9 protein-coding genes are annotated in these 12,463 nt (G+C 73.0%); 1 reads left to right on the plus strand and 8 read right to left on the minus strand.

All coding sequences use genetic code 11. The features are described 5' to 3' along the window. Nucleotides 1-16: 16 nt before the first annotated feature. From UIS43_RS07875 to UIS43_RS07905, 7 genes are all read right to left on the minus strand, one after another. Nucleotides 17-1,417, minus strand: a complete 1,401-nt coding sequence (locus UIS43_RS07875; protein ID WP_370012911.1) for an FAD-dependent oxidoreductase — start codon at nt 1,415-1,417, stop codon at nt 17-19. A 54-nt stretch (nt 1,418-1,471) separates the two neighbouring features. Next, the gene (gene dxs / locus UIS43_RS07880) at nt 1,472-3,400 is read right to left on the minus strand and encodes a 1-deoxy-D-xylulose-5-phosphate synthase (protein ID WP_013153866.1); all 1,929 of its coding nucleotides are present in this window, start codon (nt 3,398-3,400) and stop codon (nt 1,472-1,474) included. A 222-nt stretch (nt 3,401-3,622) separates the two neighbouring features. Further along, entirely contained in the window at nt 3,623-4,408 is a 786-nt protein-coding gene (locus UIS43_RS07885) for a sulfite exporter TauE/SafE family protein (RefSeq protein WP_013153867.1), read from the minus strand. A 37-nt stretch (nt 4,409-4,445) separates the two neighbouring features. Then, nucleotides 4,446-5,711: a styrene monooxygenase/indole monooxygenase family protein gene (locus UIS43_RS07890; protein ID WP_013153868.1), complete on the minus strand. Its 1,266-nt coding sequence runs from the start codon at nt 5,709-5,711 to the stop codon at nt 4,446-4,448. A gap of 403 nt (nt 5,712-6,114) precedes the next feature. Beyond that, on the minus strand, nt 6,115-7,395 hold the full coding sequence (locus UIS43_RS07895) for a sugar ABC transporter permease (protein ID WP_013153869.1): 1,281 nt from the start codon (nt 7,393-7,395) through the stop codon (nt 6,115-6,117). After that, nucleotides 7,395-8,192, minus strand: coding sequence for an ATP-binding cassette domain-containing protein (locus UIS43_RS07900; protein WP_013153870.1), 798 nt, complete (start codon nt 8,190-8,192; stop codon nt 7,395-7,397). The genes UIS43_RS07895 and UIS43_RS07900 overlap by 1 nt, the downstream gene beginning before the upstream one ends. Before the next feature lie 88 nt (nt 8,193-8,280). Further along, nucleotides 8,281-9,423, minus strand: a complete 1,143-nt coding sequence (locus UIS43_RS07905) for a sugar ABC transporter substrate-binding protein (protein WP_071622377.1) — start codon at nt 9,421-9,423, stop codon at nt 8,281-8,283. A gap of 528 nt (nt 9,424-9,951) precedes the next feature. Between UIS43_RS07905 and UIS43_RS07910 the strand changes: the two genes are divergently transcribed. Next, a complete protein-coding gene (locus UIS43_RS07910; RefSeq protein ID WP_370013236.1) occupies nt 9,952-11,121 on the plus strand; it encodes an RNA-guided endonuclease InsQ/TnpB family protein in 1,170 nt (389 codons plus the stop codon). Between the two features lie 72 nt (nt 11,122-11,193). Here UIS43_RS07910 and UIS43_RS07915 read toward each other — a convergent pair whose 3' ends face one another. Further along, the gene (locus UIS43_RS07915; RefSeq protein ID WP_013153873.1) at nt 11,194-12,384 is read right to left on the minus strand and encodes an ROK family transcriptional regulator; all 1,191 of its coding nucleotides are present in this window, start codon (nt 12,382-12,384) and stop codon (nt 11,194-11,196) included. Nucleotides 12,385-12,463 lie beyond the last annotated feature (79 nt).

The raw sequence follows: 12,463 nt of genomic DNA on the forward strand, positions 1-12,463 counted from the left end.
GCTGGCCCTGAATCGGTCAGCCGCCGACGACCCTGCGGTAGGCCTCCCAGCCGTGGAGCTTGACCCGCTCGCCCCGGTCCAGCTCCACGGCCTGGTCGGCCTCGGCTGTGTCGATGCGCAACCAGTCCTCGTAGTCGCTGTGGGCCACCCCGCGCTCGTCCAGCACGGTCTCCAGCGGCACCAGCTCCGGGGCCGCCGCGCGCAGCGCCCCGGCGTCCTCCAGCAGGGCGCGCACGGTCGCGGCGGCGTCGGACTTGTTGGTGCCGATCACCCCGGTGGCGCCCCGTTTGATCCATCCGGCCACATAGTCCCCCTGGACCGCGCCTCCCTCGGCGTCCAGGACGCGCCCGCCCTCCTGGGGGACGGTGCGCCCCTCGGTGTCGAAGGGCACCCCGGGCAGCGCGACGCCCGCGTACCCCACCGAGCGCAGCACCATCCCGGCGGGCAGGTCGGTGGTCCGGCCGGTCCCGGTCAGACGTCCGTCGGCGTCCAGGCGGGTCTCCTCCACCCGCACGCCGCTCACGCGCCCCTCCTCCCCGCCCAGGACCTCCACGGGCCGGGCCCAGAAGTGCAGCCGCACGGTGCGGTCCCGCCCGCGGGGCCCGCGGGCGGCGTGTTCGGCCAGGAGCCGCAGGTTGGTGCGGGCGGCCCGGGCGACGTCGCGGGTTTCGGGGGAGCCGGTGCCCACGGCGGTGGGATCGATGTCCACCTGTTCGGGTCGCACGACGACGTCGGCGCCGGGCAGCGCGAGCAGGTCGCGCAGCTCGGGCGCGGTGAACTTGGCCTGGAGGGGGCCGCGCCGCGACAGCAGGTGGACGGTGCGCACGCGGCTGGCGGCGAGCACGTCCAGGACCGGCTGGGGGATGTCGGTGTGGCGGAGCTCGTCGGCGGTCTTGGCGAGGATGCGCACCACGTCCAGGGCGACGTTGCCCGCCCCGACCACGACGGCCTCCTCGGCGTCGAGCACGAACCGCTCCAGGGCGGTGTCGGGGTGCCCGCAGTACCAGTTGACGAAGTCGGTGGCGGCGACGCTGCCGGGCAGGTCCTCCCCCGGCACGTCCATGCGGCGGTCGACGCTGGCGCCGGTGGCGTAGACGACGGCGTGGTGGGTGCGGGCCAGGTCGGCGCGGGTGAGGTCGGCGCCGAACTCGACCCCGCCGACGAAGCGCACGTCGGGGTGTTCCAGAATCCTGCGCAGCGCCCGGGCCACGCCCTTGATCTTGGTGTGGTCGGGGGCCACCCCGTAGCGCACCAGCCCGTAGGGCGTGGGCAGGCGGTCCATGACGTCGACCCGCACGGGTACGCGCCGCTGCCGGGTCAGGGCGTCGGCGGCGTAGACGCCCGCCGGGCCGGAGCCGATCACGGCCACCCGGAGCGGTGCGGCGGTGCTGTGCTGCTCAGGTTCGGAGGAGCTCATGCGCCCATTCTGGCAGCCCGGGGGCGTCCCCCGGGCTGCCTGGGACACGTGCGCTCAGGCGGTCTCGTCGGCCAGTTCGCCGGCGGACTTGGCGCCGTCGGTGTGCCGGGAGACCGTCTCGGTGAGGCTGCGGGACAGCTCCTGGGGGGTCAGGCCCTGCTCGCGCAGGATGTCGTCGCGCTTGGCGTGGTCCAGGAACTCCTGCGCGATGCCGAACGTGCGCACCGGCATGTCCACGTCGTGGTCGCGCAGCAGGCGGGCCACGGCGTCGCCGACCGCGCCGGTGCGGCCGTTGTCCTCGATGACCGCGACGACGCTGTGCTCGGCGGCCTCGGCGACCAGGGCCTCGTCCAGCGGCTTGACCCACAGGGGGTCGATGACGGTGACGCCCAGCCCCTGGGCGGCCATCCGGTCGGCGACCTCGCAGGCGACCTGGGCCATGGTGCCCACGCCCACGATGAGCAGGTCCTTGGAGTTGCCGCCGTCGGCGGCGCGGCGGAGCAGGTCCATGGAGCCGACCCTGCCCACGGCGTCCAGCTGCTCGGCGACCGCGCCCTTGGGGTAGCGCACGACGGTGGGCGCGTCCTCGACGGCGACGGCCTCGCGCACCAGGGCGCGCAGGCGCTCGGCGTCGCGGGGCGCGGCCAAGCGCAGGCCCGGGACCACCTGGAGGATGGACATGTCCCACATGCCGTTGTGGCTGGCGCCGTCGTTGCCGGTGATCCCGGCGCGGTCCAGGCAGAAGGTGACGCCCTGGCGGTGCAGGGCGGCGTCCATGAGCACCTGGTCGAAACAGCGGTTGAGGAAGGTGGCGTAGACGGCCACGACCGGGTGCAGGCCGTTCATGGCCATGCCGGTGGCCGCGGTGGCGGCGTGCTGCTCGGCGATGCCCACGTCGAAGGTGCGCTCGGGGTAGGCCTCGGCGAACTTGTTGAGGCCGGTGGGGTGGAGCATGGCGGCGGTGATGGCCACCACGTCGGGGCGCTCGGCGCCGATCTCCACCATGGTGTCGGCGAAGACCGAGGTCCACTTGACGGCCTTGGGGCCGGGCTTGGCCTGGCCGGTGGCCACGTCGAAGGGGCCGGGGGCGTGGAACTGGTCCTCGTCGTGGTTCTCGGCCGGGGCGTAGCCCTTGCCCTTCTGGGTGATGCAGTGGACGATCGCCGGGCCGCCGAAGTCGCGGGCGCGGCGCAGCGCCTTCTCCAGGGCCTGCTCGTCGTGGCCGTCGATGGGACCGAGGTACTTCAGGCCCAGGTCCTCGAACATCATCTGCGGCTGGATGGCGTCCTTGAGGCCCTTCTTGATGCCGTGCAGCGCCTCGTAGAGGGGCTGGCCGACCACGGGCGTGCGGTTGAGGGTGGTCTTGGCCAGGTCCAGGGCCTGCTCGTAGCCGGGGGCCATGCGCAGGGAGGCGAGGTGGTCGGCCAGACCGCCCATGGTGGGCGAGTAGGAGCGGCCGTTGTCGTTGACCACGATGACCAGGCGCCGGTCCCTGCGCTCGGCGATGTTGTTGAGCGCCTCCCAGGCCATGCCGCCGGTGAGGGCGCCGTCGCCGATGACGGCGACCACGGTGCGGTCCGTGCGGCCCCGCACCTCGTTGGCCTTGGCCATGCCGTCGGCGTAGGACAGCGCGGTGGAGGCGTGGGAGTTCTCGACGAAGTCGTGCTCGGACTCTGCGCGGGAGGGGTATCCGGACAGGCCGCCCTCGGACTTGAGGTTGGTGAAGTCGTGGCGGCCGGTGAGCACCTTGTGCGCGTAGGCCTGGTGCCCGGTGTCGAAGATGATGGGGTCCTTCGGGGAGTCGAAGACCCGGTGCAGCGCGATGGTCAGCTCGACGACGCCGAGGCTGGGGCCCAGGTGCCCGCCGGTCTGGGAGCAGGAGTCGACCAGGAAGTCCCGGATCTCCTGTGCCAGCGCAGGGAGCTGGTCGGCCGGAAGCCTCTTGAGCGCTTCCGGATTGTGTATCGACTCGAACAGTGCCACTGTCTCGTCAGTCCCCTCGTCCCGCGTGTCCGTTGAGTTTGCCGTCCCGTGCCCCTGACGTGGGCCGGTCCTGGCTACCGGCAGGTATCCATACCCGAGTTTATGGGCGTACGTCCACGGGTCCTACCCAACCCCGCGCGGGAGCGGCCCATGCAACGCCCGTGCCGTCCGGTTACCGGGTTTTCGCGTACATTACTCGGTTCCCGGAGCGGTGGCCGCGCGTCAGCCCAGGAAGGCCTGGGCGAGCAGCCCCAGCGCGGAGGCCGCCACCACCGCCAGCAGGGCAGCGCGCAGCCGCCCGGCGTCGACGCGGCGGCGCAGCGCGGTCCCGGCGAAGAAGCCCGCGACCACGAGGGGGATCGCGCAGGCCCCGACGGCGGCGGTCCGGGCGTCCATCTGGCCGCCCAGGGCCAGGGCCGCCAGCGAGACCGCGCCGCCCAGCAGGAAGAACGCGGCCAGGGTGGCGCGGACCCGGGCGGGCTCCTCGTACTGGTAGAGCAGCGCCATGGGCGGGCCGCCGATCGTGGTGGCGGTGCCGGTGAGCCCGGACAGGGTTCCGGCCGCCACGAGCGAGACGGGGGTGATGCGCACCCGCAGGGACCAGAGCGAGAGGGCGACGGCCACCAGCACCATCGCCCCGACCGCGCCCGCCAGGGCGCGGGGCTCCAGGACGGCCACCACCCACACCCCCAGGGCGGTTCCGGGCAGGCGCGCGGGCAGCCCCCAGGCGAGGCCGCGCCAGTCCACGTGCCGCCACTCCTGCAGGAGCGTGAGTCCGGGCAGGACGATCACGGCGACCAGGAGCGCCCCCGGTACGAGGGTGGGGTCCAGGAAGGACAGGACGGGCGCGGCGACCAGCCCGAGGCCGAGGCCGACGGTGCTCTGCACCGCGGCCCCGAGGAGGACGGCGACCGCCGCGGCGACGACGAACGCCGCCACGTCGGTGGGGGCGAGCAGACCGTGGCCGCTGGGGGCCAGGAAGGAGGCGGCGGAGAGTTCTACGGGCACGGCGTGCGACGCTACATCCCCACCGTCCCGACCGGGTTCAGGAGATAGGGAGATGGGATGACCGTGCGGGTTCGGCGCGCCGGACGCCGTCCACGTAGGCCAGGGCCCGTTCGGGGTGCAGGAACCACCCGATCAGGTCGCCGGGGTCGCTGAAGCAGTTGGCGAAGCGGTCGGCCGTCTCCTGGTGGCGCGCGGCGAGGCGGTACAGCTCCTCCAGGTGCGGCGGAGCGGTGAGCAGGACCCTGCTCCACGCGGTCACCTGGCTGGCCAGGCGCCAGTAGGCGGCGAACGCCGAGCGCATGAAGGCCTCGTCGAAGGGCCGACGTCCGTGGTCGACGACGGCGCGGCGGTAGACCTCGGCGCCGAAGGAGGCCATGTTGGCCCCCTGCGCGGTGACGGGGTCGTTGGCGACCACGGAGTCCGCCATGCCCAGGACGGGGGTTCCGTTCGCCAGGCGGGCGACGGGTTCGCGCACCACCGGCGCGTAGCCGCCGCGCAGGGCCGCCCCCGGGTCGGCGAGGCGGGCGTGGGCCAGGCGCTCGTACTCCCAGGGCGCCTCGCGGTACAGCACGTCCAACAGGCCCGCGAGGACCTCCTCGCCGGAGGCGCCGGGGGGCAGCGGCCGGTCCAGGGGGCCGCCGGGCACCGCCTCGACCATGACGGCCTCGCAGACCCCGGCCAGGGAGTAGGTGGGCAGGGTGGTGACCTCCCCCGCGCCGGGGACGACGGTGCGGCTGAGCACGGGCCCGTCGGGGTGGGGCCCGGCGCCGGTCACGTAGGCCAGCGCCAGGGAGCGCTGCGGGGACCGGAAGTGCGAGCGCCGGGTGTCGCGGGGGAAGACCTCGGAGAGCGCGCCGCGCCCGGAGGCGACGACGGTGAGTTCGTGGTCGGCGGCGAGCCGTTCCAGGTCCTCTGCCAGGACGCGCCCGCGCAGGAGGGCGCCGCCGCGCCGGACGAACAGGTCGAGCCAGGCCGACATCTTGAGCCGCTGGTCGACCGACTGGGCGTGCTCGTCCAGCGCGCCGACCCAGGACAGGGCGGGGGCGCCCGCCCCGGCGCGGTCGGCCACGCGGAACCCGACGCCGCGGACGGCGGGCGCGCGGTCGTCCCAGAAGGCGAGGCCGTGGCGGCGCTCGCGGCGCAGGGCGGGGCCGAAGAGGCACTGCGTGGACGTGACCCGCCCGGCGCGGACCTCCTCAGGCCCGGCCTCGGTGGCCAGGGTCACCTCGTACCCCTCGCCCAGCAGGCCGACGGCCAGCTGGAGTCCGGACTGTCCGGCTCCGACGACGAGGATCCTGCGCATGTCTCTCCCGGGGTGGTGCCCGCCCCGTACGCCGCGGCGCGGCGCCGTGGGCGCGTGGCGGACCGGCCGCAAGGCACGGCGAACGCGCCCCGCGGCGCGGCCCGGTGGTCTCTCCCGCGAAGCTAGCAGCGCCTTCCGGAGGCCGTTCACCACCCTCGGTTTCGGGGCCTTCCGTGCACGGGCGCCCCCGAAGAGCGGTCATCGCCCTGCCCGGCAGCGGCTCGCCCCGCGCGCGGGACCCCCCGCTCCCGGCCCCGCGCGGGCAGGGGCGGCGGCACCGGGCACGGCGGGCCGCGCGAGGGCCCGGCCCGGCGCCTGGGGCGCCGGGCCGGGCGGGAGGGGACGGGGACGGCGGGGAGTGGGCGCCGTCCGCGCCCGGGGGTGGCTCGCGTCGCCGTGCCGGTCAGGCGCCTCCCCTGGCGTGGGTCTTGCGTCCCCGGCGGGAGACCGAGTCCAGGATGACCGCGATCAGCAGGACGGCGGCGGTGATCATGAACCGGACCGAGGTGTCCATCTGGAGCAGCAGCAGGCCGGAGGTGATCGCGCCCAGGACCAGGCCGCCCAGCAGGGCGGAGTAGGCGTTGCCGCGCCCGCCGAAGAGGCTGGTGCCGCCGATGACCGCGGCGGCGATGGCCATCATCAGCTCCTCGCCGCCGCCGGTGGCCACGCTCGCCGCGAAGTTGCGCGAGGTCAGCATGATCCCGCCCAGGGCGGCCAGGGCGGAGGCGATCCCGAACACCGAGATGCGGATCATGTCCACGTTGATGCCGGCGCGGCGCGCCGCCTCGGCGTTGCCGCCGACGGCGTAGACCATGCGGCCGTAGCGGGTCTTGCGCAGGACCAGGTCGAGCACGACCACGAAGCCCACGAAGATCAGGAAGGCCAGCGGCACGCCCTTGTACTGGTTGAGCACCCACACCGCGACCAGGATCGGCACGAACAGCAGGGCCGCCCGGAAGAGGATCTCGGTCCAGGGCTTGTAGGGCAGGTTGGCCTGGCGCCTGCGCCGCTCCACCGCCGCCACGGAGACCACGTACAGGACGACGGCCAGGACGGCGAGCGCCCAGCCCACCACCGGGACGAAGAAGGTCTGCGTCAGCAGCGAGATCGGCCCGCTCGGGCTGGTGTTGATGGTGCCGTCGGCGCCCATCAGGTACAGGTGCAGGCCCTGCCAGCCCAGCAGTCCGGCGAGGGTGACCACGAAGGCCGGTACCCCGAGTTTGGCGAAGACGACGCCGTGGAGCAGGCCCACCACGAGGCCGACGGCCAGGGCCGCGCCGATCGCGAGCCATTCCGAGACGCCCTGTTTGACGGCCAGCACGCCCAGGACCGCGGCGGCCAGTCCGGCGACCGAGCCGATGGACAGGTCGATCTCGCCGAGCAGCAGGACCATGATCACGCCGGTGGTCATCAGGCCGATGGCGGCGATCTGCACCGTCAGGTTGGACAGGTTCTGCGGCGACAGGAACCGGTCGTTGGCCGACTGGAAGACGACGGCGATGAGGATCAGGCCGACGACCACGGGGATCGGGCCCAGTTCGCCGCCGCGCAGGTTGCGGCGCAGGGCGTCGAGCCAGCCCTTGGGCGAGGCCGCCGTGGTCAGCAGGCGCGGGTCGCGCTTGGACTCGGCGGAGCCGCCCGCACCCGTGGCGGGCGCCTTGGAGACGGGGGTCTGCTGGGTCATCACTTGTCCTCCGTGGCCAGGGCCGAGGCGCCGGTGCGCTCGGAGCGGCGGCTGACCGGGTTGTCGGCGGCACCGGTGATGGCGGCCACGATCTCCTCGTAGCTGGTTTCGGCGACGGGGAAGTTCCCGGCGTTGCGGCCCAGGCGCAGGACCACGGCGCGGTCGGCCACCGCGCGCACGTCGGCCATGTTGTGGCTGATCAGCAGCACGCCCAGGCCCTGGTCGCGCAGGCGCTCGATGAGGTCGAGGACCTGGGCGGTCTGGGCGACGCCCAGGGCGGCGGTGGGCTCGTCGAGCATCACCACGCGCGGCTTGCCCAGCAGGGAGCGGGCGATGGCGATGATCTGGCGCTGGCCGCCGGAGAGGGAGGCCACCGGGACGCGCAGGCTGGGGATGCGCACGGACAGCGAGTCCAGCAGCTCCATGGCCCGGCCCTCCATCTCGACCTCGTCGAGGGTGCCCGGGAAGTGCAGTTTCTCGTTGCCCAGGAAGAGGTTGCCGACGATGTCCAGGTTGTCGCACAGGGCGAGGTCCTGGTAGATGGTGGCGATCCCCAGGCGCTGGGCGTCGGAGGGGGCGTTGATGCTGACCGGTTTGCCGTCCCAGGTGATGACACCGCCGCTGTCGGCGGGGTGCGCTCCGGAGATGACCTTGACCAGCGTGGACTTGCCGGCGCCGTTGTCGCCGAGCAGGGCGACGACCTCGCCCTCGCCGACGTGGAAGTCGACGTCGCTCAGGGCGCGGACGGCGCCGAAGGTCTTGGAGATCCCGGACAGTTCCAGGACTGGTGTGCTCATGCGTTCGCTTCTCTTCTCTCGCCCTGGCCTGGGACGGCGGGGCGGCGGGGCGCCCCGCCGTTCCGGGCCCGGAACGTCCGCACCGGCTCTACAGGGCTTCCTGGCAGAAGTCCGTGTCGGCGTAGTCGTCGGTGCAGATCTCCTCGATGCTGTAGATCCCGTCCGAGACGACCGTGTCGCCGACGTTCTCCGCGGTGACCGCGATCGGCTCCAGGAGGACGGCGGGGACGGTCTCGCCGCCTCCGTCCTCGACCTCGGTGAGCGTGTGCTCGCCCAGCTCGGGGTCCTCGCCGGTGGCCAGGCCGACGGCCATGGCGGCGGCGACCTGCGCCTCGGGCTGGATCGCCTTGTAGACGGTCATGTACTGCTCACCGGCGATGATGCGCTGGATACCCGCGAGCTCGGCGTCCTGTCCGGTCACCGGGGGCAGGTCCTCCACGCTCACGCCCGCGCTGCGCAGGGCGGAGATGACACCGGAGGCGATGCCGTCGTTGGCGGCGTAGACGCCGGTGATCTCGTCCAGGCCCAGGGAGGTGATGGCGCCCTCCATCTGGGCGTTGGCCTCGTCCGGCGACCACTCGGGGGTGTCGAACTCCTGGCCGACGTCGATCTGGTCCTCGAAGACCCCCATGGCCCCGGCCTTGAAGCTGGCGGCGTTGGGGTCGGTGGGCGAGCCGTGCATGACCACGATCGAGCCGTCACCGGTGCTGCCCTCCTCCTCCAGGGCCTCCAGCAGCGACTCGGCCTGGACCTGGCCGACGCGGTTGTTGTCGAAGGAGACGTACATGTCCGCGCCGCCCTCGGCGAGGCGGTCGTAGGCGATCACGGGCACGCCCTGGGACTTGGCCTCGTTGACCGTCCCGGCCGCGGCGGCGGCGTCCACCGGGTCCAGGACCAGCACGTCCACACCGTCGGTCAGCATGGCCTGGGCCTGGGTCTGCTGCTCACTCACGGACTGGTCCGCGTTGGCGTAGGAGATCTCGCAGTTGGGGCACAGTTCGCCCATCGCCTCCTCGAAGAAGGGGCGGTCGAAGGCCTCGTAGCGGGCCGTGTGCAGGTCGGGCAGGAGCAGTCCGACGTGGAAGCCCTCCTCCACGGTGTGGGTCTCCTGCTCGGCCTCGCCGCCGGTGGTCGTGAGCGAGCCACAACCGGAGACGAGGAGGGCGAGAGCGGCTCCCGCGGCGGCGAAGCCGGCAGTCGTGTGCCGCGGTGTGAAGCGTCGTGCGTTCAACGCTGGGTACCTCTCATGACGGGGGATGGGGCGGTGGAACTCGCGAGTGGTGGAGTGAAGTCAAACCCCGCCGCCACCTTGCCGTCAACTCCTGAACACATAACCGAAACATCACGGACCTTGCGTTCAGACCGTGAAATCACGGAAAACGCAGGCCAGAGCGGAGTTCTGGTCGTGTGAGCTCACGTGAAGGAGTTTCGGTTTTTACCGAGTGACGGCCCGTTCCGGCACTGACCTCGGCGTTCGCCGCCTCGTCAGCCTACGTGAGCACCCCGTCGGGCCCGGGGGCCGCCCGCCGCCCGACCTGCTTCGGGTCCCCGCCGGGGGCCCGCGCTCCCCCGCCACGGGAACGCGGCGCCACCGCTCGACGCCTCGGCGTCACCGGTGGTACGGGAATCAGCTTCGCCTTGGCGAGGAACCCCGGGGCCTCAGCCCCCGGAGGAATCACCGCGCACGCCCCATCGGTCCGCCAGTGATGGGGACACCATGGACTGCTTTGGCTGCGGTCTGTCACTGGCCGGGTGCACGATGGCGGGCGTGTCGAAGATCGTCGTGCAGCTCGGGCTCACGCCGTCGCCCGAGCAGGCGGCGGTGCTGGCTTCGACCCTGCGCGCGCTCAACACCCACGCCACCCGGGTGGCGAAGGTGGCCCACGAGCAGGGCGTGATGCGCGACTACGAGCTGCGCAAGCACACCTACCGGCAGCTGCGTGCGGCCGAGGTGGGCTCACAGGCGGCCCGACACGTGATCAAGAAGGTGTGCGACGCCTACCGCACCCGCCGCGCCAATCTGGACAACGGCGACTACGGGCCGAAGGGATCAGTCCGCCGCACGCGGATCGGGTCCACACCCATTGCCTTCCGCGCGGGCTCGGCGCACCCCTACGACGCGCGCGACCTGTCGTTCGCGATGGACGCGCGCACGATCTCGCCGTGGACCTTCCAGGGCCGGTTGCAGGACGTGCCGTTCACCGGTTCTGCCGACCAGGTCAAGGCACTGGCCGGGCACAAGCGCGGTGAGGCCGACCTGCTCCGCCGCGACGGCGCCTGGTTCCTCGCGGTGACCGTGGAGGTGCCCGACGCCCCCGAGCAGGAGCCGGACGGGTTCGTGGGGGTGGACCTGAGGATCATCAACATCGCCACCACCAGCGACGGCCAGGTCATGGCCGGGCGCAGGATCAACCGGTACCGCCGCCGCCGGCTCAGGCTGCGCCAGAAGTTGCAGGCCAAGGGCACCCGCTCCGCCAAGCGCCTGCTCAGGAAGCGCCGCCGCAAAGAAGCACGGCATGCCGACACCAACCACCAGATCTCCAAACGCATCGTGGCCGAGGCCGAACGCACCGGGCGCGGCATTTCCCTCGAAAACCTGACGGGGATTCGCGCGCGGGTACGGCAACGCAGGCCCCAACGGGCCACGCTGCACTCCTGGTCCTTCCACCAGCTGGGCGCCTTCATCGCCTACAAGGCCCGCCTGAAAGGTGTGCCGGTGGTCTTCGTGGACCCGGCGCACTCCTCACGCGAGTGCGCCGCATACTCCTACACTCACAGGGCCAACCGGGTCTCACAGGCCTTGTTCATCTGCCGGTCGTGCGGCGTCGTTGCGCACGCGGACCGCAATGCTTCCCGTGTCCTGGCCCGCAGGGGCCAGGAGGCGTGGAACGCGGGGCGGAAGTCACACGTCCCACCCGGCCACCCCTAACGGAGCGGTCGGGTCAGACGCGGTCAACTCCCTCGCGCCCAGCGGGGTAGTGCAACCGCACACTCGGTCCCTTCAGGACCAAGAAGCTGACTTCACCTGTTGGGCGGCCATGCGCAGCGCCCCGTACAGCGAGGCGTCCCTGCCCAGCGCGCTCGGCACCAGTTCGAGCCGGTCCAGGGCGCTGCTCAGCGAGCCCAGCTCCATCGACCGGCGCATCGGATCCAGCAGCAGGTCACCGGCCTGGGCCAGTTCCCCTCCCACGACGACCCGGTCCGGGTTGAACAGGTTGGCCACGATCGCCGTGCCCTGGCCCAGCGCGGTGCCCGCCTCGGCGATGATGCGGCGGCTGCCGGGGTCGCCCTCCAGCGCCGCGGCCACCATGTCCGGGATCCGGACGGGGTCGGGGCCGCGGGCCACGTCGGTGTTCTGCGGCAGCATGTCCAGCAGGTAGCTCGCGCCGACGAAGGTCTCCAGGCAGCCCCGGTTGCCGCAGCGGCACACGTGCCCGCGCGGGTCCAGCGCGATGTGCCCGATCTCCCCGGCCGTGCCGCCCGCGCCGCGGAAGAGCTGGCCCGACATCATGATGCCCGCGCCCACGCCGTCGTTGAGGACCAGGTGGACCACGTGCTCGGCGCCCACACCCGCGCCCCGGTGCTGTTCGGCCAGGACCGCGAGGTTGGCGTCGTTCTCGGCCAGCACCTCCAGGCCCAGCCGCTCGGTCAGCTCCCTGGCGGGGCGGAAGCCCGCCCAGCGGGGCAGGCAGGAGATACCGCCGACCTCGCCGGTGCCGGGGTCGATCGGCCCCGGGATGGAGGCCACCACCGAGGACACGGTGCCGCGGTCGACCCGGCTGCGCAGCAGGATGGTCTCGGCCAGCCAGGCGGCGCGGCGCACCCCGCGCTCGGCGTCGGAGGCCACGTCGTAGCCGATCTCCTCGCGGGCCAGCATGTTGCCGTCGCTGTCGCCCACCGCGACGCGGACGCTGTCGGCGGTGAAGTCCACGGCCACGACCGCGCCGGGCTGGCGCACGAGGGTGATCGCCTTGGCCCGGCGGCCGTTGGAGGAGGTGTCGCGCACCAGGACCGTCCCGGCGGCGCGCAGGCCGCGGACGATGTTGGAGACGCTGGCCGCGGACAGGCCGGTGGCCCGGGCCAGCTCGGCCTGGGTTCGGGTGCCCTCCCTGCGCAGCACGTCCACGACCCGCCGCTCGTTGGCCCGGCGCAGGGCTGACTGTGATCCCGGTGTCGCGGCGGCCTCGGTCACCAGGTGCCCCTCCCCCTGCTTTCGTGGCCGCGTTTCGGCGCTGTCGCGAGGAATGCTACAAGCAATGAACGCAAGCTGG

The sequence above is a fragment of the Nocardiopsis sp. LDBS0036 genome (assembly GCF_041228755.1).
In the GTDB taxonomy this organism is placed as follows: Bacteria; Actinomycetota; Actinomycetes; order Streptosporangiales; family Streptosporangiaceae; genus Nocardiopsis; species Nocardiopsis dassonvillei.